This is a genomic window from Reichenbachiella sp., assembly GCF_039941815.1.
Taxonomy (GTDB): domain Bacteria; phylum Bacteroidota; class Bacteroidia; order Cytophagales; family Cyclobacteriaceae; genus Reichenbachiella.
Genome location: NZ_JBDVDW010000065.1, coordinates 394,260 through 419,554, shown reverse-complemented (window position 1 = coordinate 419,554; position 25,295 = coordinate 394,260). Strand labels below are relative to the sequence as shown.

The window sequence follows — 25,295 nt, the reverse complement described above, 5'->3', positions numbered from 1 at the left end:
CATTAATACTATTGCAAATTGGGAAAGTGCAATAAAAAAAAGGTGTTATTCGAAAAGTTCAACCCCTCATAAAAAAAATTACACCCGTAATTTACTGATTGGAAATTGGATTTTTGTAATGTTAACGCCTCAAGCTATGCTTAAGAATTTACCTTCACGCAGACTGCGCACGCTCTTCTTATGTCTTATTCTTTTTGTATTTGGATCCGGCCGAGCCTTAGCTGATGTAATAACAGTTAATAACCTTGGTGGAGCAGATTATACAACCATACAGGATGCCATCAATGCAGCTACACCTGGAGATGTCATCGTCATCGAGACTGGAAGCGGGACGTACTCCCCAACAGCAGATTTAGATCTCAGTCTCATGAATGGTGCAACCCCTGGAGACTTGTCGATAACCGGTCAAGGCGTGGTTACTATTGATGATGCAGGGGGAGCAAATCAAATCTATAATAGCGGTTCGTTTAATGCTAATTTGACAATCGATGGCATAGTATTCGACGGCGTGTCCATCAATCTTACAGATGTCAATGATTTTTATTTAACGAATTGTGCGATCCAAAATGTTACTGCTGGTACAACTCATGCGGTGCTTTACGATCGAATTGCTGGCGGAGGAGTATCATATAGTATAGGTGTAGTTGGTACAGCTTTCAATACTAACAGTTTTCCAGGCCTCGGAATCATCAACCAAACTGACAATGTTTATAATGTGGTTGTTGATAATAATGAATTTTCAGTCAATGTGGGTGGATTATATACGAGAAACGTCTCGAGTGGTGAGATATTGGCAACTATAATCGATAATGTTGTTGTAAGTGACGGTACTGGCCGATGCATAGATCTAGTCAACAATGGTTCTGGAAATACGGAATTTTATGTCTCTGGAAATAACGTTTCTGCCTCAGCATATGGCATTAGTGCCAACTTTAATGCTGGAACAGGGATTGTTCGAATTAATGACAACAACGATGGAGCAGGAGGCGCATTTATTGATGATTATACTGTCGCCGGTATTCAGGTCTCTGTCCAGGATGACGCTTTAATAGATGTAGAAATTGATGGTAACATCCTTGGCGCTTCTGGTTCAAATCAGGTGGGTATTGATTATCAAATATCATCAAACACCAATTCTCATAATGTAGCAAAAATTTCCAACAACGAAGTCAATTTAACCAATGGCGCCGCTGGTATTCAATTGAATTTGGATGATGCCAGTAATGGTGGTACTGTGGATATCACCCTCGACGGAAACTTCGTTCCTGGTTCGGCCGGTGCTTCAGACGGTATCCTGTTGAGTACCTTCAATTCGTTTGTAGCCGATATTTATGTGGCGAATAATGATGTGGATGGTGGTAATTCTTACAACTTCGACGCTACTGGAGGTGGTGTTATTGTATTCGAAAGTACTGCTGTGGATTTAGCCACAGTTCTCGACAATGAGTCCAACCTAAATACCGGTGGAGCAATAGAAAGTGGATCAGTTGATTATGTTTCAGGTACTACGGTTGATTTTTTAGCCACAGTCACCCCTCCTTCAGCTACGGATTTGACAGATGCTACAATTACTGGCAATGCACCAGGCTTCGGATCTGTGAGCGGAGAGGAGCTTGTATCAGCGCAGACAGTGGCTGTGCCGCTTGGGTCAAAAGTTGGAATTTATGGTGCAGGTATAAATGGCGAAGGGCAGGTAGAGCCGCTGTTCAATTCTCCAATAGGCACGGATGTAGCTTATTATATCCAAAAAGATGGAAATAATCTATTGTCCATTGCGTCATTAAGCTTTACTATTCAAGACCCGGATGAAAATGCGCTACAATTCAATGCAAGTAATGGAGATTTGGTTGACTTACCACTGACAGGAGTGGCACCGACTGCCAATGCTTCCAGAACCTTCGAAATGTGGGTTAAAAGAGATAACCTGGCAACTTCGGAAACACTTTTTGCTTATGGAGCTGTCTCTACAGATAATTATTTTTCATTGAGATTTGATGCAGGGGACGAAGTTGTATTTTCATCAGACGGAACAACACCACTCACCTCTAATTTATTCGTAGCTGACAATGACTGGCATCATGTGGCAGTCACTTTTGATGGTACAACAGTGACCATGTATCTGGATGGAGTTGCGGGTTCGACCACACATAACATACCCGGACTGAATACCACCGATACAAATGTTGAAATTGGTCAGGATTTCGGAGGAGGCAATAATTTTGATGGAGCCATCGATGAGTTTGCCATCTGGGACGTCGCTCGAACACCTGCTCAGATTACTACTGACGCCACCACTGGCATCACTTTGCCCAATGCTAATGTGATTGCATACTATAAATCTAATCAGGGTGATGCTGGAAATGACAATACCTTAATCACCGAACTAATCGATGAGAATTTAGACCATGGAGGTAGCTTTTATAATGGAGCACTGGTCAATTTCACATTGGCAGATTCTGACTACGAATCAAATTTCGTAGAATCATTAGTACCGACAGTATTTGCACAGGACATCTACCTGTCTGATCAGTTTGGCATTGAAATACCAGATGGCAGTACGGCTTCGACGGCTTATGATACTGACTGGGAAACTCAGTCCACAGGATATACACAAAGTAAATTCTATGAAATCCAAAATGTTGGGCTTTCAGATTTGACCATTTCTGCTGTTGGAAATATTTCAATTACTGGCGATGCGGAGTTTACGCTCAATCTTAATGCTGGAGATTTCCCGCTTGTTATGTCACCTGGCAGTAGTTACTTTATTGATGTGGAATTTACTCCAGTTGGATCAGTCACATACAATGCAACGGTATCCATTGGGAGTGATGATCCTGATGAAAATCCCTACACTTTTGACGTAACAGGGGTTGGCGCAGCGCAAGCTGAAATAGACTTAACAGGCAACGGAAATCCGATCAATTCCGATGACAGCCCAAGTGGTAGTACAGATTCATGGTTTCAGCTGGGTATCAATAGTATCATTACTAAAACTTTCACTATAGAAAACAACGGAAGCGCTATACTTTCAAGCATTAATGTTACGTCTGATGAATCAGACTTTGTTGTGACAGGATGGTCAGGTATTGGTGATATTTCTGCAGGAACGGCTTCGATTACAGCTGCCTCTTCAGAGACTTTTGATGTAGTATATCAGGCAAACAACGAATATTTTTATGGTGAGCACCGTGCCATAATTACGATTACCAGCGCTGGTGATCCCAATGAGACCACTTATTTGCTCAACATGGAAGCTAATTCGATGGATAATTCACTTCATTTCGAAGGATCAGTGGATGGAGCAGATGACCGTCTAAATATTACTCCGACTTCTTTTAATCCTGCTGATGCCAATGATGAATTAACTGTAGAGGCTTGGATTCAACTGGACTCTTATGGAGGTACCAATAGTTACATTGTTGGCCGATACGATGAATCAGGATCTACCAATGATGGAGAATTTTATCTGGCAGTTACTCCTGCAGGTAATCTTGAAGCTGCAATTATTGCTGGAGGGGTTCCACAGCTATTGAATTCTTCCAGTACTATTGGAACTGGTACATGGACACATGTAGCCATGACTTACGACAATGCTGAGCTAACAATTTTCGTCAATGGTATAGAAGAAGACAACACCGACATTACTGGTACAGCCTCAAGCGGGTCATTAAGAGAGACGTATTTGGGTTATTCATTCAACGCTGCAAACAACTATGACGGGCAAATCGATGAAGTCAGAATTTGGGATATCGCCAGGACTCCGTTTGAACTAAGACAACATGCCATGGTACAATTGACTGGATCAGAATCCGGTTTGGTAGCCTATTTCAACATGGACGATGGAGTAACAGAAGGTACATCACTAGAAAACACAACCCTTTCTCCTACGGATCTTTCGACTTCAGGTCTTACTACGGCTTTTGTCAATTTTGATTTTGAAGGAGGGACTTTAGCCGATGAGAGTAACTATGTAGAATCTAATGCCTTTTCGACCACAGGTTTACAGGACATAATTGTTACTAACAACTTCTTTAATGGACTGGATCAAGAGATCGGAGACGGTAATTCAACTCCAACTTTGGATCTAGCTACATTCATGGGAAGGGCCGATAATGGTTCTTCCATTGCTCAAACCTATACCATCACAAATGACGGACTGAATGACCTAACCATAAACAGTATCAGTACGATTACTGGTGACTTTAGCTATGATCAGTTCCCTCCGGCTTCCACGGTCTTGGGGCCAGGCGAAAGCTTTGATGTAATTGCAAGATTTACCGGTGCTAATAATGGCACGACCGGGGATAATATCAACATCAATACCGACGACCCTACAGTTGGTGAAGATGATTATGATTTCAATATTGCAGCCTACTCTCTGGACGACAATGCTTTGGATTTTGACGGGGTTGATGATGTGGTCAATATCGCAAGTGGGGAAGATATTTTTAATAATATATCTACCGCCGACAGTTGGACATTCCTGACTTGGCTCAAAATGGACGATGCCACGGGTATCAATGGACTGCTTTCAGAGCAAGGTGGAGGTGGCTCCAATTCTATAGTTATTAATAACGGTACTATTGAAGTATATGATGGAGTAGGCTCATTAGAAGCACAATCCGCGGCCGGTATTGTACAAGAGGGTGTCTGGACTCATATTGCGATAGCCAGCCAAAGTGGAGGAAATACTTTCTTCTATATTAATGGCGTACTTGATGGAGCACCACAAGTAAATAATTCTGTATCACTGGCAATCGCCGGATCAGGTCTGAGTATTGGTGATGATGGAAACGCAAGCAGCGGGTATTTCGATGGAGCAATCGATGAATTGATTTTCTGGGATTCTGGATTTGATCAGGATCTGGTACAATTTGTAATGGCTAATACTATTAGCGGAAATGAAGGCGGATTAATGGTCTACTACCGATTCGATGAAGGTGTTGCCGGAGCCATTAACGGTGGGGTGACTACTTTAGTTAATAGTGATGATTTGGGAGCTACTTATGATGGAACACTGGCTACTGGTCCCGGATTTGATCTGGGAGCTGCCGATGTCAATAATTCCAACTGGGTAAAGTCGTACGTGCGTGCTGCAGATATGGTAGTTCGAGGCAATTCGGCCCAAATCGATATTGCAAATGGAGAGACAGGATTTGGTCTAAGTGATGATAGGGATTTTGGAGCAGTGGCTCTTGATGGAGCCGGAGGCGCAGTCGCCACGGTAACATTTGATATTGCAAGCATTGGAGGTACAGATTTGGATCTGCTTTCTACAACTTCAGTTTCCTTTGGATCAGCTACTCCTGATTTTAGCATTACTGCGCAGCCTTCACAAATTGTCTCAAGCGGAGCAGTGAATACATTCACCATTGAATTCGATCCACAATCAGCAGGTACTAAAACTGTGACTGTGCAAGTCGCAAATGATGGAGACAATAACCCATACACATTTGATATACAGGGATTTGGTGGATCCAATCCCGAGATAGACATAGAAAGTGCCGGTGGATCTGTGATTACCGACGGAGAAGCAGCCAGCGTTTCTGATGATACAGACATGGGAGATATAGGCATACACTCTGCCGTCGCAAGAGTTATTACCATTAACAATACAGGAGGAGCAATTTTAAATATTAGCTCGATTGTGTCTAACAATACGGATTTTGTTGTATCCGGGGCACCTACCACTGTTGCAGCTCTTGGTTCTGAGACCTTCACAGTCACTTATCAGGCTAACAATGACTTTACCTACACTGATGATAAGGCAGCAACTATTACCATAAATAGTGATGATGCTGATGAGGGAACCTTTGAAATCAACTTCTTGGTAGACGCAGTAGACAATACCCTTGAGTTTGATGGAGCTGATGACTACATAAACATTGCCGATAACACATCAATTGATTTCGATTCTAATGATCCTTTCACCTTTGAAGCCTGGGTTTATGCCACGGCCGATGGAACAATTCTGAATAAAATTCAGACAGGACCTCCTATTCGAGGATATAGGTTCAGTATCGTTTCGCAAAGACCATTTTTAGCCCTAACGTCTGATGGTGGCGTTAATAATGAGATATCACTTACAACGGTTGAAACTATTCCTTTAAATCAGTGGATACACTTAGCTGTTTCATATGATGGGGGAGGTGTTGCCGCCGGAGTAAATTTCTATAACAGCGGAGAATTATTGACAAATTCAGTAGGTATCGATGCTCTAGCTGGGTCGACACAGGCAGCAGCTGATCTTAGAATTGGAATAAGGCAAGACGATACAAGTCCATTTGATGGAGTGATTGATGAAGTACGTATCTGGAACGTTGAGCGAACCCCCTCTGAAATTAGAGCGAATGCTGCAACCCGAATAGTGACTCCAACTGGGGAAGCTAATTTGATGGCCTATTATGATTTCAATTACGGGAATCCCGTAGGAGACAACAGTGCAACAGGCTTAAATATTACTTCTATTGCAGATTTTGCCTCTGGTGGCGGGCAAGGAGGAGACAACGCTGGTACACTTACAGGAACAGGCTTTCCGGCTGTTTCCGGGTCTGTGTCAAATTTTGATGTTTCTACTGCATTTGCGTCCACAGCTGCAACTACACCCAACATTGGCATTTATGGATCGATTAACGGTAACCTTATCGCTGACGGCGAAACCGCAATCAACACAACTCTCGAGACGGATTTTGAGACCAGAGATCTGACTTCAACTACCACCATTACTTACGATATTGTAAATGAAGGATTTGCAAGTTTGACCATCACGGCTGCAGGAGACATCACAGTTTCTACGGTTGACCCCGATGGAGCGGCATTTACAGAGGATTTGACAGCTATTACAGGTGGGCCAGGTTTCCCGCTCACACTAGCTCCCGGAGTCACACAAAGTTTTAATATTGATTTTACTCCGGCTACTGCAAATACATTTAGTGAAACTGTAACCATCAATAGTGATGATCCGGATGCTGAAGGTGTCTATGTATTCAATGTAGAAGGTGTTGGAGCCAACATTGGAGTCATTAGCGATCTAGATGCTTCAGATAATTTTACTTTTAATGAAGATCAGGGAGCCACAATTATTGATGGGGGGACTCCAGCGGTTATTTCAGATGCAGATGCACCTGCCAACTTGTTGGGAGCTTCACTTACCGTATCATTCACTAATAATGTAGAGGTAACCGAAGATGAATTGGGTATTGTGGACGAGGGGACAGGAGCTGGTCAAATTGATCTTACCACTACTCCAGGCAATATATTAATTACAGGAACGGATATGGGAACTGTTGCTGGAGGTGCCTCAGGTACCGATTTGGTGATAACGTTTACTGCTAATGCTACACTAGCAGATGCAACTAATATTCTTCAAAATATTACTTATAACAATATCAATTCTGCCGTGCCGGTAGCTAGTGTCAGAACGGTTACGTTCATTTACAATGATGGAAGTGCAGATAGTAATCCGGCAAATGTTGATATAACTGTAGTTGCTGTCAATGATCTTGGTCAAATAGCCAATCTTGATGCAACAGATGATTTCACATTTACTGAAGGCAGCTCTGCAACTATAATTGATAGCGCGACGCCGGCAACCTTGACAGACGGTGATAATCCGGCCACCATTACCGGATCAACACTCACAGTATCTATATCCAACAATCGTGTGGATGCCGAAGACGTATTGAGTGTAGATACTGGAGGTACTATCACATTAGATGATCCCACAACTGGGGACATTAGCATTTCAGGAACTCACATAGGCACTTTTGCCGGAGGTACTGGTGCTAGCGATTTGGTTATTACCTTCAATGCTACAGCAGATATGTCTAACACAGAAACTGTGCTACGAAATATCACCTACCGCAATAGCAACAATAATGATCCAACAGGAAATGTAAGAACAGTAAGTTTTGTATTCAACGATGGTATTGGAGATGGAAACCAGGCAGACGTAGATATTACAGTCAACCCTCAGAATGACTTGCCATCTATTTCCATAGCAGCGACTGCAGATAATCCTTACTTGGAGGGTGGAAGTGCTGTAATCATAGAGGATGGTGCTACCTATGCAGATGCCGATCTGCTCACATCCAATGATTTCGATGGCTCTTCAATTACTATTATGAGAAGCGGTGGAGCGAATGCCTTTGATGTATTTACCTACAATGATGACGCCACCTATATCTTGAACGGGGCCAATATCGAGAGAAGCGGTACCCCAATTGCCGCATTTACAAATGCGTCCGGTACGCTGACCATTGATTTTAATACGATCAATGATGCAACACTCACCGATGTTAATACCATTCTAAGAAATGTAACTTATTCGAATGCTAACCCAACGCCATTGGCCTCAGTGACTTTGGACTTGATTCCGAATGACGGAATAGGTGCAGGTTCAACAGCGAATACTACTATTAATATCTATAACAACGATTCTGATATCATTGACAACAGTACGTTGTCAGCCACATTGGATTATGCCAGTCACACCGGAGCTACGGTAACTTCAGCTAATGGATTGAAGGTAGGTGAATTGAGTTTAAGAGACGGTGGAGGAACCGATACAGATGGTGTGTCAACTACGCTGGACGCCATCACACTACAATTTACCAATCCAACACTAATTCAGGAAGTAGCCTTGTTTAATCAGGCCTATACAGGAGCCGCATTATCATCGGAAGTTTCTCTGACAGGAGTAGGTTCTGACGAAGCAGTATTTACTGGCCTCAGTGGCTTTACAGCTACTGATAATGGAACTTTTGAATTTAGTGTGGTAGTTACTTTCAACGCCATCTCTGGAATAGTTGACAATGCAAACCAAATTGACTTTACAGTGATCTCTGCATCAGCCAATGCTGCTGGCTCTCAGTTTAATGCTTCAGATGCTGGCGGAGCTACTCCGACATTAGGAGTAAACAACTTGGTTGTTGTGAATGCCACACAAATGGTTTTGACAAACTTTGCTGGAAGTACTGACGCCGGTACTACTGGCCTTGAAGACATTTCAGTTAGTTTATCGACTGCGTTTAGTGCAACTATAGAAGCACAGGATGCGAATGGTAATCTTGATCTTGATTATGACAATACTACACCTACTGACTATGATGCCACAAGTAGTGCATTAACCCCAGGTAATTTTGTAGGCACTTTTACTCAGAATTGGATTGGTGGTGTTGCCTCTTGGTCTGATTTGATATATACGAATGCTGAAACGAATGAGACGGTTACGTTTACAGATAATCATACACCACCGTTGTCTCCTGTGACTACCGTTTTATTTGATGTCTCATTAGCCACATCTGATATTATTGAAGACCCATCATTTAACTACCCAGAAAATATTGACTATTCACTCTACGACGCAGGCACCATAGATGATACCGGAGATGATGAGTTATTAATTGCAAGGTTTATCCTAAGAGATGGTGGAGCTTTGCCAGATACTGATGGTCAGGAAACCGAGTTAACCGCTCTTACCTTTAATGTTGCCGGATGGCAGAACATTGATGAAATGGCAATCATAGGAAATGGAGTCAATGAAATAGAAGTCTCACCTTCCAGTAGTACCGTCGTTATGGATTGGGGCAATAGTAACAATACAGATGCAGCAGATGGAGCTACTGAAATCATTGAAGTTTGGGCCACATTCAAGCAGGGAATTGGAGAAATCACAGACAACGAGCAGATTGTTTTGACCATTACAGCTGCAGAAGATAGAGGAGGCAGAACTCAGTTCATCGATGCTGCTGCTGGAGGTGCCAGTACCGCTAACTTTGTGCATACTGGTGACAATCAGCTAGAGGTCAAAGCTACAGGATTCGTTCGCACGGCTGGAGACCTGACTTCTAATCTAGGCGATCCATTTGTAATCGAGAGAGATCCCGGATTCTCACTGGATGTAGAAGCCAGGGATGCCAATGATAATATTGATTTGGATGTAGTTGGAGCTACTTCGTTGACATTCACAGCAGGTAGTGTCATTAGTACAGTTCCTGCCAATTTCACCGCTGGTACTTTGAGCCTTTCCAATGTAGTGATTGACAACGTTTTCAGTAATGGGACTTTTACCTTGGATAACATACCGACATTGGTGGATATCAATACCAACGGGGTACCTGATCATGTCGATGTAGCCTATTCAGCTACCACCGGAGGTAGCGGAGTAGATGGTGATGGTGATTTTATCGATGATAGTTTTGATGAATCTGTGATCGCTACTGGCAACGACGAAGACGGAGATGATATACCTGATTTCTACGACCTCGATGTAGCAGATATGGTTTACACAGATATAACCATTCAAGATACGACGGTACCGACCGTGGAGGCTTTCACTCCTGCAAACGACGATCTTAATGTAGTGTCCACTACTACTTTGACCATCGAATTCTCGGAAGATGTGCAAATCGGCACTGGTTTGATTGATATTCTTAATGTGACTGACTTTAGTACTATTGAAAACATTGATGTCACCAATGGAAGCAAGGTTGTTCTGTCAAGCAAAGATTTTACTACAGATTTAGTAACGATTACACTTGACAATCTCTTACCAAAGAATAAAACTGTAGCCATAAGAATTGCTTCTACGGCGTTTGTAGATTTTGGTACTAACAATTATGCGGGTATAACAAATACAACTGACTGGGACTTTTTCTTACCTGATAATGGACCAATTATTACTAGCACTGATCCGGTGGACCTGGAGCCAAGTGCTTCTACTTTTACTACCATCATAATCAACTTTGATGATGTAGTAAACGAGCCTGATTTAAATGATGCCACAACCACTCTTGATAGAATAAATATCACAGGAGATGGAGCAACAGGATCAATCGATTATAATACTAATGGCCAGACTTCAGCAGAAGTCACTGGATACGGAACCAGCACAATTACGATTACTCCAGCTTCGGCTTTTGCTACTGCCGAGAATATCACGGTAACTATTCCAGAATCTGTATTTGAAAATGGAAATGGAACTTCCATCGACAACGGTGGAGGAGATTACGTATTTAGCTTTACAACAAACAGTGATGTCACTGCTCCTTCACTCAACGGCACTTCTGTACCAACGAATGGTGCAACAATTGTTGATTCAAATCTAGATACCGGGCCTATTGACGCTTCTCCAGATCCATTGACTATCGAATTTGACGAAGATATTCAGTTTGATGATGGTGTGCTGCGATTGTATGCAAATACAAGCACTTCAGGAGATCCGAATGATGATTTACTTATTGTAGAATTTGATGAAACAGATCCTGAACTGTCAATAAGTAATAATCTTGGAGTAGGTACTTTATCAGTTGACATGTCTTCATACTTGCCACTATCGGGTGGAGTGGAGTACTTCATTGTGATTGGGAGTAATCTTATTGAAGACCTAAATGGAAACAACTTTGCTGGTATATTAGATGAAATTACATGGGCCTTTACTATCGACCCTAGTGATGATGTGACAGCACCATCAGGTGTGGCACTCTCTCCAGCAACCACCTCGTCAGGAGTAGTGGTTAGCACGAATATGGTTATTACCTATGATGAACCTGTTACACTAGGTACTGGTGATATAGAGATAAAGCTTACAACGACTACTACTCCGATTTATACATTTGACGTATCAGAGGACATAGCACCGGCAAATGGAACACCTGATGTAATTGACAATGGATATGTTACGCTAGATGGTGATCAGTTGATCATCGATCCAGCTAACGATCTTTCTGGGCTTAATACGTATTATGTCTTGATAGACAACGGCGCTGTGACTGATTATGCGGGGAATGCACATGTCGGAATTTCTTCACCGAGTAGTTGGAATTTCACGACGGCTATTGAGGGCTCAACACCTTCATTGGTTTCGATCGACTTACCTGTAGATGATGCCAGCGGTATAAGCTTGTACCCTACATTCGAACTAACAATGGATGAACCAGTCAACGGGGTATCAGGAAGGTATGTTCGAATAAGAGAAACAGCTGCTCCGGGAGTTGATGTACTTGTAGCTGAGGCAAACGACATCTTACTGGTTTCCACACAAGGGCCAAAAATCACCATTGGACCTTTCACGGATGCCTTAGAAGATAATACAGAATACTTTGTCCAAATCGAGGACGGCGGATTAGCTGATTTGAGCGGAAACCCAACCGTAGGAGCGATAGGCGGAGACCCTGCATGGACATTCACGACAGTAATGGATGATACGGCCCCAATAGTTAGCAATCTGAATGCCGCTGTTGACGCAAATATTACCACTCAGTCAGGTCGCACTTTTGTAATGGAATTCGACGAAGATGTTACATGGGGTACTGGAGAAATAAATCTATATTATACCAGTGCAGATGCTATTGCTGTCGCCACTCTGGACGTGGTCGCTGATCTGGGAGCTGGTGTTAACACAGCCAATGAAGTGCCAGAAGATTTCGATTTTGGGTCACCAAACTATGTCACCGGGACTTACTCATTCACCAATGCAGCTGCATCAGGTAACTTATTAGCTGATGGAGGAGTTGGTGATGCCGTTTCTATTGGATTTGGATTGGGTGATAATTTGACTACTCCACTTATTACCAATATTTCAGGAGTAAGCTTTGATTACCGATCCGCAGCAAATACTATAGCAACAGATTTTGAAATCTGGTATTCCTCGGATGGAGTCTCTCTTGATTCGCAATTGGGAAGTACAATAAACTATTCTAGCTCAACTTATACGAGCTTCACGCAGTCAATTACAAATGCTGTAGATGGATACATCATAATTCGGAGTACCGGAGCTGGGGCTGCTAATGTTGTAGTAGATAACCTGACCTACGTTTCTGATACAAGGCTAAGCTTTGAATTTGATCTTCCTTCAGGTGGAACAAACTATTACATCACTGTTGACAATGGTGCAATTACAGATGTGATCAACGAAGCACCAGCCAACTACAATGATTTTGCCGGGTATGCCGCCAATGAGTGGAGATTTGTGACTTCAGACGATGGAGTAGATCCAATCGTAAACAATTTTGCTCCAACTGGTAGTATTAATGTTACGAGTCAGGATCAGATCGTGTTGACTTTCAATGAACTTGTAAACCCTCAAGCAGGAAACATTGAAATCAGATATAGTGGTGACAGTAAATTGGCTCACACCATTCCAGTGGCTAATGCATCTGCAGTGGTTGACAATGCAACTAGTGAAGTGACATTCACCTACGACATTTCTGATGAAGTAGGACAGGAGCTTTCTGGAAACACATCATACTATATTGAGATTGCCGATTTGGAATATCTGGATAATGATGGTGCCTCTGGATCGACTGGTATTATCGGTGGCTCAGGCACCTGGGATATCACAACGACTAATGATGCTACGGCTCCCGCAGTAATAGCAATTACACCTAGCGACGATGCGGTAAGTGTAGGCACTGCTACCAGTACTATCGAAATTGATTTTGCAGAAAGAGTAACAGCATCCACAGGTAGTCTAAGAATTCAACTCGTATCGAACGACTATGAAATCATGACGATTCCTGCCACAGAAGCAACTATCGAAGATGATACAGACATTACTGGAATTACAGGATCAAGAGTAACCTTCCCAATAGAAGTAGTAGGAAACACGCAATACTATGTGGTATTGGATGCAAATTCATTTGTGGATGCGACCGGTTTAGCCAATGCAGGTATCAACGTACAAAACTCTAACGACGGATCATGGAATTTTAGAACAGCTACTTCAGGTCCTACCCCTGCAGCTTCTTGGTTCCCTGAGGACAACATTACTAAGGCTGTGCCTTACACTGGGCTTTCAGGTAGGTTCAACCTAACTCCCGATGTTGATGGAGCACCTAGTGGAGGCTCAGGAGATGTGCTTTACAACGATGAGGTTAATAATATTCTATATATAGGTACAGAGACCTCAGGTGGTATTCAGACAGGTGATGTCATCACAGCATCTTCAGGTACTGCTGCAAGTGCAACGGCCGGGACAGTTTCTACACCATCAATAGATATTGATGACAATTTAATTTTGAAATTTGAAGGACCGGTGTTCACTGAATCGGGAAATTTCATAACACTTACCGGAGGTCCAAGCCCAATAGCCATTGCCGTTACGGATATTACTCAGGTTTCAGGAAGCGGTACAAACATTATTACAATTGATCCTACGGATCCACTACATGTTGCTACTACCTATACAATTACTGTAGATGCAGGTGCTTTCACAGACAACGATTCACAGCCAAGTCCACTGATTAACTCTTGGACAATCACTACCAACACAGGTGCGGTTGTGGATAACGATGCTGTAGGTGTGGCCGTCCCATACACAGCGTCATCGATGACTACCTGTCTATTTGGTGATGTAATCAATCTACAAGAGGATATTGTCATTGGAGAGTTGAACGTAGATGATTTTAGAGATATAAGTGCCAATGATGTCGATCTTATATTGAGTATTGGTTCTGATTTTGAATTTGAACCTGGCGTTGGTTCTGTATCAAATGATAATGTGATTGGAGATGTCTCTGACTTACAAATAACTGTAACTGCAACCACAATTACCATTACCTATGATACCGATGTTACAGCTGATCAACTTGATGTCATAAGAATCAATGGATTGCAAATCAAACAAATCTCTGATAATGTATCTTCGACCGGAGAGGTCATCAGAGATACTGCCACCCCTGGTGCAGCAGATATTTATGGACTTGATGCCAGCAGCGTCATTACTATGATGAATCTGGATGTTGAATCTGTTACAGCTCCAACCCAGAATACCTATACTAATATTGCTTTCTGTCAGGATATTGATCCTGATGATGTAGATGGTTTGGGAGGAGTAGACGAGGTAGGAGATTTTGACTTCACTCTGAATGCTGCAACCAATGTGGTTTGGTATCCTGAAGATGGAGGTAGTCCTGGTAACCCTGATTATACAAGCCCGATAGCAGGAATTGGAGATCCACTTGATCCAACCTTTGCTGAATTGTTAGGCGTATCATACACGACAGCCGGAACCTATAATGTGTATGCCACCCAAACAAATAGTAATGGTTGTGAAAGTGATACATTTTTAGAAGTATCCGTATTGATCCGAGCTCTGCCTGATGCAGAAGCAGCTGCAGGATCAGATTTATCTGGGGTATGTAGTCATGAAGATATTCAAATTGGCGATGCTGGAAACAGTGCGCTAGATGCTTCTGGTTATACTTTCTTGTGGGCTGGTGACAATATGGGCACTTCCACAGCAGATTTCAATCCATCATTTACAGCACCTAACAATACGAGCGGTACTCCATTTGTAAGTACTGATCCGCATACTTATACTTTGACACTGACGGACAACAACGGTTGTGTGAGTGACCCCGGCATAACTGCCGAAATGATAGTCACGCTGGATCCTAAAGTGGAAGTTATCGTTGAGTCTTCCAATGGAGGGTCTTTCTCCGAAACTTTGTCTGATCCACAACCATTACTAGGCGACAGAGCAACATTTAATGCAGGAGACGGTAACCTAAGCGGTTATACGGGGTTCTTCGTTGGTATCCCTGGGTTGGGTAATACCTCTACCTCAAGCATTGATCAACACACGGCCTCTTTCACACCAAGTGATGCGGGGAGCGGTGTTCATAGTATAGAGTATGTACTTCAGAATAATTCAACTTCATGTGCGGATACTGCGCTGGTTGTTATCTCAGTGGCCACAAATATTACGGACCTTTTTGATGTTGATCCTGTTGCTGATATTTGTGAACTAGATGTCCTGGCAACATTGGACAACGAAGCGACCACTCTGGGTACAAATACCTTTGTTCGGTTCTCTCACCCTGTTGGTGGTGTGATGTCTGGGACAGATAATGTTGCAACCGGTTGGACATTTAACCCTGCCCTTGCGTATGCCCAGTCCGATGACGGTATAGACGTAATAGCAGTAGACGACACCAAACTCATTCGTATCAGCAGAGTAGTCAATGATGGTTTTACAGACTTTGTTGATGGTACATTTACATTTATCATACATCCTCAACCGACTGTAGCTATTACGAGCGTGGGTGTATCTGACGTGAGCGATAATTTCTGTTCAGATGACACAGACGTAACAATAACGGGTACTGTCTCCAATGATGGAGGATCACAAGCCCTTACGATTACTTCTTATGAAATCAGACAAGTTTCACCTTCGTCTACTAGCTTTGAATCTATTTCTGCGACTAATATCGACTTCGATGAATTGCTGAACCACACCGGTATATATGCTGGTATTTCTGCGAGTACAGCTGGTGAAGGACTATATGAAATTCGGGTGTCATCGGACGCTGCAGATGATGCATATGGTGACCCTCCGGGATGTACGAATACCACGACAACTCAATTCAACTTATACGCCAAGCCGAATACACCTACAATTGCTTTAGTAGGTGGTATTGATCCAGTGGCTCAAGTGGCTTTTGAGTTCTGTGAAGATGAAATTCCAACAGATTTTGACTTGGATCTGCAGGGTATCACAGGTGAAATATTTGAATGGGACGATGATATTGGGTTTGGTTCTCCCTTCTCTCTGGCCGGAGATGGTTCCAATGCTGAATTGGCTGATTTGGGTATTGGTGCTCCAGCAGGAGAACAAGAAACAACAACCATATACGTACGAAGAAGAGGCTTTGAAAGCTCGCCATTTGTAGGATGCCTGAGTGATGTTCTAACGATTACAGTTACTATCTATGACACACAACCGACTCCTGAGCTAGTGACCTATACCTCTGTAGATGATGTATCGCCAAGTGCCCAAGCTCAGTCTGACGGATCTATTTTACTAGAATTCTGTGACTCGGATGCGTTGATTCCATTGACAGCAGACAATAGTAGTTATGCTACTACTAGTTTAGCTGGTGATTCATACTTCACTTGGTATTATGACAATGTTGGAGCTGATGGGATTCCTGAAACAGTTATTCCTGATTTGGATGCTGATCTTGAATCTTTGACAGTAGCCGAACTTGCAAATGTGGGCATTGTAGCTGGTACACCAGGAGTATACAGCATTGGGTTTACCCAAACTGATTTTGATACTGGTGCTGGATCGGGAAGTTTCATCTACAACGGATGTGAGTCTGCCATGCGAACGATCGACATCGATATCAACGCAACCCCTACTGATATTGTAACGGCGGATGGCTTCGAAGTAGAATATTTTACTTGTGAAGGCTCAGCTATCGCAGATATTACCACTATCAATGAGGCAGGAATTGTTTATACCTGGTATGGAGATGATGGCGATGGAGTATTTGAGCCAGGAGGTGACGATGGCACAGCTATCAAAGAAGGCTCATCCATTGATGATTCTGAATTGACGGGCTCAGCAATTAATGCATACAGCAATTTAACTCCAGGTACTTATTATTTCTGGGTGACTCGAAAGGCTGATCGAAATGCATCTACAACTTTTGATGGTTGTGAAAGTGCAGAAATTCTTATAGCCGCTACAGTTTTTGAAAACAATAACGACGAAGCTGATCAACCGGATTTTGAAAGTAACGGTGCTGGTGTAGGAGAGGTTGGTACGCCAATCGTACTCAACTTCTGTAATGATGATTTGAGTGCCAGCGATACGTTTAGTGCAATTAGTACATATACTGATGGGACTTTTAGCACTTTGGCTGACGGAACTTCTTATTCTGCGTTGAAAAAATTCAATTGGTACACTTCAGACATTTCTGGAAACAAAAATGCACTGCTATCTAATGCTGCTGCTGATGATGGTAGCACGGGAGAAGGGTCGGTAATCACAGCTCAAGAATTGTTCTTGGTTGGAAAACCATCTGATGATGTCAACTACTTCCTGATCACTCAGACCACGGATATTATTGATGTCAACGGTGCAATATATACTGGCTGTGAAGGCCCGGGAGTTTTGATCCAGGTAAACACATATGATATTCCATCTGCACCTATTGAAGATAAGGACGATGCGGCTGGTACGTTAGAAGACTTCTATTACTGTGAAGGCTCTACTATCGCAACCCTTGAGGTTGAAGGTGAAGATGAGGATGTTGTACCACAAGCAGTGACTTTCTATTGGTATCAAACCGAAGCTGATGCATTGGCAGGCACAAATAGAATAACTACGACGAATGACCCTACAGGAAAAACAATTCTGAATTCTGAATTGACACCTGACGAATTGGATTTTGATGGTGGGGCTGTTGCCAATTTGGGAGGAACACCGAACTCAGGTGATTATAGCTTTTGGTTTACTCAAACATCTGATATTGGATCTTTCGCTGGTTGTGAAAGTTTACCTACAGAAGTAACCATTCATGTGTTAGAAACACCACAGGCACCAACGGTGAATACGATAGCAGCATCTTGCGATGATATCGCTGCACCTGTAGCTATTATTAGTAACGCCAATCCGGGTGACTTGCTAAGATGGTACAACGTATCAGGAGAAGACCCTCTGGTAGATACAGAAATTTATGAAAGCACTTTTGGTGACCCTACATTTGATACAGATGGCTTTATCACGGGTACCACTCCTTTGTGGACTACTTCATTCTATCTATACAGAGTAGAAAACAACAATATTGATGGATTAGGTTTTGCTGGATGTGCTAATACGTCAGAAGTTCAGGTGGATGTAGTCATCTATCCAGAACCAGACAGACCTTCCACCGATGGTGTAGAGTCTGCAGATCCTGATATTGATGAGTATGAAATATGTGAAGCTACGGATGTATCATTAACAACTTTTGATGTTGACGCATTCGAAGTGGGAGCAACCATCAATTGGTATACCAGTGGAACACAAACTAATCCTTCTGGATTGTTTGCGTCGAATACGACAAGTGTGACATTTGCTCAGGTTGCAGCCGTTACTGGATTGGATATCAACACACCAGGGACAACTACCATTTTTGTTACTCAGTTTACTGATGGTACCTGTGAAAGTTTTGGACAGCAAATAGACATTATCATCCATCCTTTGGCAACTTTGGATATCCTATACGATGACAATGTCGGAGCTCATTCTGATGGAGATGCAGTCGATGGTACTGCACTATGCCATGATGCAGGGACATTTACCATTGAAGGTACGAGTGATAAGACTACTGGTCCAGGTACTTGGTCAATTGATACTGGCGGGTTGTCAGATAATGCTGATAATACAGCTGAATTCGATCCGGCGGCTGCAGCAATTGCAGCAGGAAACTCAATTGAAGGTGAGCCGACCACGCATAATATTACTTTTACTTTTCTGGATGATGATGCATGTACAACCTCAATCACAAGTACGATTACGGTTGACCCATTACCATCTTTACAGCTAACTTACCAGTCCGTAACTGGGGGTAACAGCAATGGCGATCAAATCGACGGCACATTTATATGCTACGATGAGGCGACATTTAATATACAAGGAAGACAAGAATCTGGATCAGCTAACGTATTCTCAAATGCACTCTCAGGTACATTCGACATATTTACATCACTTGCGGATGCAAATGGCAATGTTAATGCCTTGTCGACCACCGGATTTACGGATGGAGGAACTGGTACTGCGCAATTTAACCCAGCTCAAATAGCGGCTGACGCAGGTATGACCAGAATAGGTGTAGCAAATACATTTTATATTAGATTCGACTATACAGACGGAGGAAGTAGTTGTGATAATTTCACGGTGGAGTCTATAATTATTCAGCCTCAGCCAGAATTGAATATTGTGTATGCCTCAGATGACACGGACGTTGACGCGTCAGCGGTTTGCTACGATGATGCCACATTTACCATCAAAGGTATTCAGGAAGGTCTAGATGCAACTGATGGAACCTTCTCTGCTCAGTTTGGCGGATTGACCGACAACGATGATGGTACGGCTACATTCAACCCAACGCTAGCAGCGCAAGGGGCAGGAGTCACTGATGGAACCGATCCGAGCACCATGCATGACATTACATTTACCTACAGCGATGGCTTAACCAATTGTGAAAATTCAATTACTGTTACCATTGAAGTCACCAAGTTGCCTACCTTAAATATTGTAGTAGAGACAGGAGACGATTTGGCCAACGGTTTCTGTGTAGACACAGGAACAGCTGGACTGCAAGGGCAGGAAGATGCAGCTGACGTGAATGGAGGTTCGTTTTCTTTGAGCACCGGTGTCAGCGGAATTACAGACAATGGAGATGGAACAGCGGATGTATTGCCTACCACTGCCCATGCCAATGCAGGAGGCGTTACAGAAGGAGGTACACAAACAAGTCATACGGTGACATTTACATACACCAACTCGACAGAGGCTGCGGCATGTACTAACTCGGTTACAACAGATGTGGTTGTAAACACCCTGCCAGGATTGGATATTTCCAGTTTGACCGCCGGTCTCAACGCCACAGCTTTGAATGGCACTTATGAGATTTGTGAAAGTGAACCGGACATAGCCTTGACAGGTATAGCTGATAGAGATGGCGCAGGACAATTTTTTGTTGATGGAAATACCTTGTCCACTAATGCTAATCTTGAAGCAGTATTTTCTCCGGTGAATGAATTTGGAGATCAAATTACCGTAGGTGATGTGAATTCTGATTTCGTGGTTAGTTTTAGTTATGATGACGATAATGGCTGTTCAAATAACGTTCAAAAGACCATTCGACTTTACGATTTGCCTGTCATTACTTTTGATATTGAAGGTGGATGTCAGTCTCCAGATGTCGTGTTTGATGCTGAGTTAGCAGATGAAGTTAATTCTCCCTACTCGCTTGGAGATTTAAGTTACACTTGGTATTACGAAACTGAACAAGGAGTCGGATATGATACATCATATGTACAAAGTCCTGCTGTTACTTTCATCATTCCTGATGCTACTGATCTGGAAGAAATATTTGAAGCCAGACTTGTGGTGGAAACAGCATTTGGTTGTATCAATAATGACGACAACGACGGCCTACCATTAAAAGACGATGACGATGATGCTTCTAATCCACAGCGTCCTTCTGATGACAACATCAGATCTGTTCCGGTCCTAATCAGTCCAAGTCCGGCCTTTGTTTGGGATACAGTAATTGTGAATCAAGTCACATCTTTCTTTGCAAATGAAGTGAAACTTGAAAGCAGTAGAATAGTAACAATCGATACAGATTTTGGCGATGGAAGTTCAATCACTACGCCTACCCCTGCAACACCTGGGTCGGATGATGATTTCCCTACTATAGAGCACACCTATTCTTCTACAGGGCTATATACGGTTTCCATGACTATGACTACTGGCAATAATTGTCAGACTACTATTGCCAGAGATGTCAATATCATTTCGGATATCGAAGTCACTCCAGATAACCCATATGTCCAATCATTTAATACTGCGACATTTGACCCGGATGAAGAAGGTTGGTATGCAGAAACCATGAAGGATGATGCCATCGATATCTTTGATGAAGATGAAGGGGCAACAGGTACAGCTCACTTGCGTGAATTTAGCTGGACATGGAGTCAGGTAGATTTTGATGGTGACGGAATTATTTCAAATGACCCTGAGAAACCGGTATCCTCTGACAACTGGATATGGTCTACCTTGGATGACACTGGAGATAATCATTATATCACCTTAGAAGATTCTTGGTTATATACCCCTTCTTTTGATATTTCTCAGTTGACCAAACCCATGGTTCAGTTCAATATGATTTATGATTTTGAGAACGATAAGGATGGAGCGGTAATTCAGTATTCTACTGACAGAGGGCAGAGTTGGACGACTTTGGGCACTTTTGCTGACAATGCAACCACCGGTCTGGAATGGTACAATTTTGATAATGTTGGCGCGGATCCAGGACAACAGCAGACAACAGCCAACGGTGGTGCAGTTACCTCAGTAGGTTGGTCTGGAAAAGTAAGTGAACCGATTTGGACTAGTGCACGACATAAATTGGATGAGATACCGGATGCAGACAGAGGAGCGGTACAATTCAGGTTTGCTATTGCCTCTACAGATGCAAGCAAAGATGGATTCTTAGGATTTGCTATTGATGATTTTATCATACAGGATAGAACCAAAAATGTAATGATTGAGCAATTTGTAAGTGCGACAAATGATGATTCAGAAGAAGGTATAGCGATGAATGAAGCAACCATTTCTTTAAAATCTGACATTAATGATCTTCTGCCTTCAGCCACAACCACAGCGCGTGATGAAGTGACACTAGCCTATCATGCAGATTTTGGTTTTGAAGACCCATTCAACGAGATCAATCCTGCAGGTCCGAGTGCAAGAGCTATTTATTATAATGTTGATCAGGTGACCTCTATACTTGATGGACAGTTTGGTGGCACGGATGCTTCAGCTAAATCTGGCGACTTGACTTGGGATGAGACAGACCTTAGTTTGAACTCACTCAAAGACCCTGGATTTGAAATAATACTGACTCCTGATCCTTCGGCGACAGATTCTCAAATAAAGGGAACCGTAGAATTTATAGCGAATCAAGATTATGCGACGGGCACAGAGTTTAGAGCATACGTGGCAGTACTGGAAGATACTGTAGAAGTTTCAGTTGGAGTCTCCACAGGGACAATTGACGGATTTGGATATGTAATGAGAAAACTCTTGCCAGCTGGCTCAGGAGAGTATGTCAAACTGGCTTCTGAACTGACTGCCGGAGATCCACTCATGTTTGATGATTCAGATGGTGAACCGACGTTGGACGAATTGTCAGTTTCTTGGAATCTTGCGAATATCAGAGATGATGCTAATTTGTCAGCCATTGTTTTTATACAAAACAGTAGGACGAAAGAAATCTATCAATCTGTTAGAATAGAAAACGCTAATGATTTTGTAGCAAACAAAAATACTGCGACTGTTACGGACATAGGAGATGATCTGTTGGAAGCTAAAGATTTCAACATGTTCCCTAATCCGACCGATCATGAGGTTTTCATACTATTTGACCATTTGATACATGAGGATATGAACTGGCAAGTTTACGATCAAACGGGTAGAGTGTTTGAAGTAGGTACAATTCAAAGAGGTAGTGAAGGATTTAGCCTTAACATTGATCATTTCCCTAGCGGACTATACTATATGTCAATCCGTGGAGAGAAGACCAAATTCGAGTTTAAGAAACTAATGGTCACGCACTAAAAGGGTGCTAATGACTGAAACTAAAAAGCCCTTACTGAATATTCAGTAAGGGCTTTTATTTTTGATTTTTTTTGAGATCGAAAAGGTCTACAACATATTGAGTCGATCAAATACCTTTTCCCGATAGGAAACTCCTACTGGAATGTATTTTTCATTGATGACTACATTCATATCTTCAAAGTAGTCAATCTTGTCATAGTTGATGATATAGGAGCGATGCACACGACCAAAAGTACTGGCAGGTAGTTTCTTTTCGATGCCTTTCATAGTATGATGCACTATGTGCTTGCCTTTGATTGTATTGAAGATGACATAATCTGCCATGGCCTCGATAAATAGAATATTATCCAAAATAATTTTATAGATACGAGAATCTGATTTCACATAAAGCTCATGGAAGCTCTCGGCCTTCTTGCGAATGTTCTCCAATGTTTCATTCGCTTTTACTGCTGCCTTTAGAAATCGACCATAGCTGAAAGGTTTCACCAGATAGTCAGTGACATTTTTCTCGAAAGCTCTTACCGCATATTTCTCTGCGGAGGTAATCATAATTACCTGATAGTCTGCGGTCAAAGATTCCATCAATTCTATCCCTGACATTTCAGGCATTTCTATATCTAGAAATATGATATCTACATCAGGGTTATCTTTCTGCAGTAGAATGTTGGAAGCTTCGATGCCATTAGACATCTCATGAGTCATTTCCAGAAAATCTGTTTTCTCAACATATTTTCTGATCATGAGCCTGGCGAGCTCGTCATCATCTACTACCATGCAATTCAATGCCATAGCCTAAGTCCGTTAGTTTTATTCAATCTGTTAATTTAGTTTTTATTTAAAAGTTTAGAAACATATTTCCCAATAATATCGAATTCTAAATTTACGGTATGTCCAATTTGCAGTGTTCCAAAGTTGGTATGATCCATAGTGAAGGGAATGATTGTCACTGAAAAACTGCTATCGGTAGAGTTGAAGCAGGTCAGACTGATCCCATTGATACAAATAGATCCTTTTTCTACGGTAACATTTCCGGGGCCTGAATCATATTCAAAATCAAAAATCCAGCTTCCGTCCTTTTCGATTCTATTGGTGCACTTAGCAGTTTGATCCACGTGTCCTTGCACGATATGACCATCAAAACGGCCATTAGCGATCATACATCGCTCCAGGTTAGCCGTGTCAGCTATTTTTAGCTCACCCAAATTTGTTTTGATTAATGTCTCTTCTACAGCAGTGACTTTGTGCCAGCCCTCTCCAAGCTCTACTACAGTTAGGCATACACCATTGTGAGCTACACTTTGATCGATCTTTAGTTCGTCACTGATCGGACTTTCAATAGTGAAGTCTAAGTTGGTCCCACTTTTATCAATGGATCTAACTATTCCAACGGATTCGATTATGCCTGTGAACATGCTTAATAAGTTTGTAAAATATGATAATAATGTAAGATTAGTCAAAATATACCTGTCGTGAAATGATCAATAATTAATTTATCTTCTAATTTTGACAGCTCATGGAAATGAAGGATAGTTATAAACACAAAGGCATGAGACGGGCCCTCGTACGCAAATTGCGTGAAAAGGGAATATCAAATGAATCTGTCCTGGATGCCATTGGGAAAATCCCACGTCACTGGTTTTTTGATGATATTTTTGTTGATCATGCCTATCAGGATAAGGCCTTTCCAATCGCAGAAGGACAAACAATTTCACAACCTTATACTGTTGCTTTTCAAACCGATCTGTTAGAGGTGAAATCTGGAAGTAAGATTCTTGAAATAGGAACTGGTTCAGGCTATCAGGCTTGCGTATTGGTTGAAATTGGAGCAGAGCTTGTGACTATTGAATACAAAAAAAACCTCTCGCTTGTCGCTCAGAAAATGCTTAAGTATATGGGATACACGCCAAAATTTGTAATTGGTGATGGTTCCTTGGGGTGTGAAAAATTTGCTCCCTATGATGGTATAATAGTTACTGCTGGAGCACCCACGGTACCACAAGCATTGATTGATCAACTCAAAGTAGGCGGTCATTTAGTCATACCTGTAGGTGATATGAAGCTACAAAAGATGCTTCGATTGACTAAGCAAGCGGATCAGAGTATAACAAAAGAAGAATATAGCAACTTTAGCTTTGTGCCTTTGCTAGGCGACGATGGCTGGAAAAAATAGATA

General features: G+C 42.3%; 4 protein-coding genes. 2 read left to right on the top strand and 2 right to left on the bottom strand.

Going from position 1 to position 25,295, the window contains the following annotated elements; all coding sequences use genetic code 11:
• Nucleotides 1-136: 136 nt before the first annotated feature.
• Nucleotides 137-23,122 carry a LamG-like jellyroll fold domain-containing protein gene (locus tag ABJF11_RS18860; RefSeq protein WP_348121737.1) on the top strand — a complete coding sequence of 7,662 codons (22,986 nt, stop codon included), beginning with the start codon at nt 137-139 and terminating at the stop codon, nt 23,120-23,122.
• Nucleotides 23,123-23,209: 87 nt separating this feature from the next.
• Here ABJF11_RS18860 and ABJF11_RS18855 read toward each other — a convergent pair whose 3' ends face one another.
• Both ABJF11_RS18855 and ABJF11_RS18850 read right to left on the bottom strand, forming a co-directional pair.
• Entirely contained in the window at nt 23,210-23,911 is a 702-nt protein-coding gene (locus ABJF11_RS18855) for a LytTR family DNA-binding domain-containing protein (RefSeq protein WP_348121735.1), read from the bottom strand.
• Nucleotides 23,912-23,946: 35 nt separating this feature from the next.
• Complete coding sequence (locus tag ABJF11_RS18850) at nt 23,947-24,534, bottom strand: riboflavin synthase (RefSeq protein ID WP_348121734.1); 588 nt, start codon at nt 24,532-24,534, stop codon at nt 23,947-23,949.
• A gap of 134 nt (nt 24,535-24,668) precedes the next feature.
• On the opposite strand from ABJF11_RS18850, the gene ABJF11_RS18845 reads away from it, so the two are divergent.
• Complete coding sequence (locus ABJF11_RS18845) at nt 24,669-25,292, top strand: protein-L-isoaspartate(D-aspartate) O-methyltransferase (RefSeq protein ID WP_348121732.1); 624 nt, start codon at nt 24,669-24,671, stop codon at nt 25,290-25,292.
• Nucleotides 25,293-25,295 lie beyond the last annotated feature (3 nt).

What these genes read in the sequence shown, in the direction of transcription:
- ABJF11_RS18845 (WP_348121732.1), top strand. Translation starts at nt 24,669, where the DNA reads ATGAGACGGGCCCTCGTACGCAAATTGCGTGAAAAGGGAATATCAAAT.
- ABJF11_RS18855 (WP_348121735.1), bottom strand. Translation starts at nt 23,911, where the DNA reads ATGGCATTGAATTGCATGGTAGTAGATGATGACGAGCTCGCCAGGCTC.
- ABJF11_RS18860 (WP_348121737.1), top strand. Translation starts at nt 137, where the DNA reads ATGCTTAAGAATTTACCTTCACGCAGACTGCGCACGCTCTTCTTATGT.
- ABJF11_RS18850 (WP_348121734.1), bottom strand. Translation starts at nt 24,534, where the DNA reads ATGTTCACAGGCATAATCGAATCCGTTGGAATAGTTAGATCCATTGAT.